Raw genomic sequence first — 1,472 nt, 5'->3', positions numbered from 1 at the left:
CACCCCCTGCACCCCGCCCTCCTCGACGCAGCCCTCCACGCCCTCCTCGCCACCACCCCCGAAACCGCCACCACCCCCGACGCCGACGCCGACACCGACACCGACACCGACACCGACGCCGACGCCGACGCCGGCGCCGGGATCCGCATCCCCTTCGCCTGGAACGACGTCACCCTCCACGCCACCCACCCCACCACCCTCCACGCCCACCTCGCCCGGACCGCCCCCGACACCCTCCGCATCACCGCCACCGACCCCACCGGCCAACCCGTCCTCACCGTGGAGGAGTTGACGCTCAGGCCGGTGTCGGCGCAGCAGCTGCAGGCGGCGGTGTCCGGTGGCGAGCCGAGCGTGCTGCACCGGCTCGACTGGATCGCCGTCGGAGCCGACGCCGACGCCGACGCCGGGGGACAGGCGACCGCGGGGCGCGGCGCGGCGGCGGACACCGCCCGGCGATGGGCCGTCCTCGACGGCACGGGCGGCCTGGAGGCCCTCGTGGACAGCGACGGCGGCGTCCCCGACGCCGTCTTCCTGCCGTGTCCGACGCCCCCCGACCCGGCGACCCCCGACCCGTCGACCTTCGACCCGGCCCGGGCCGCGCACCTGACGACCGCGCAGGTGCTGCGCGTCGTTCAGCAATGGTCGGCCGACGACCGTTTCGCCGGATCGCGGCTGGTCGTCGTCACGCGCGACGCCGTGGCGGCCGGTTTCGGAGAGAGCGTGCGCGACCTGCCGGCCGCCGCCGTCTGGGGCCTGGTGCGCGCCGCGCAGAGCGAGTACCCGGGCTGCTTCGTCCTGCTCGACCTCGACCTCGACCGCGACGCGGACCTCTCCTCGTACCTGGACGACGCCCGCGGCGTCCTGCGCACCGCCCTGGACTCGGGCGAGCCGCAGATGGCCGTCCGACAGGGCGCCGTGTACGCGAACCGGCTGGTCAAGGACACCGTCGACGACCTCCTCGCGCCGCCGCACGCGTCACCGCACGCAGTGCCGGCCTGGCGGCTGGGCAGCACCGGCAAGGGCACGCTGGAAAACGTCGCGCTGACGCCCGCACCGCAGGCCGTCGAGCCGCTCGCCGCGGGCCGGGTGCGGGTCGCCGTGCGGGCGGTGGGCATGAACTTCCGTGACGTGCTGATCGCGCTCGGCAGCTACCCGGGCGAGGCCCCGATGGGCAGCGAGGGCGCGGGCGTGGTCGTCGAGGTGGGGCCCGGGGTGACCTCCGTCGCCGTCGGCGACCGCGTCATGGGTCTGTTCTCCGAGGGCACCGGGCCGCTCGCCGCCACCGACCACCGCACCCTGGTCCTCATCCCCGAGGGATGGTCCTTCACCGAGGCCGCCGCGACGCCGATCGTCTTCCTCACGGCGTACTACGCTCTGGTGGATCTGGCGGGGCTGGGGCGCGGGGAGCGGCTGCTGGTGCATTCGGCGGCCGGCGGCGTGGGCATGGCCGCCCTGCAGATAGCCCGGCACCT

Annotated in this window: 1 protein-coding gene; it reads left to right on the top strand. The window is 75.7% G+C overall.

Going from position 1 to position 1,472, the window contains the following annotated elements; genetic code table 11:
• The coding region (locus ACN6LD_RS42205; protein ID WP_445045936.1) for a SpnB-like Rossmann fold domain-containing protein at window positions 1–1,472 on the top strand (1,472 nt) is incomplete at both ends.

The organism is Streptomyces sp. SAS_272, from assembly GCF_052543235.1.
This window is presented reverse-complemented; position numbering and strand designations above follow the sequence as displayed.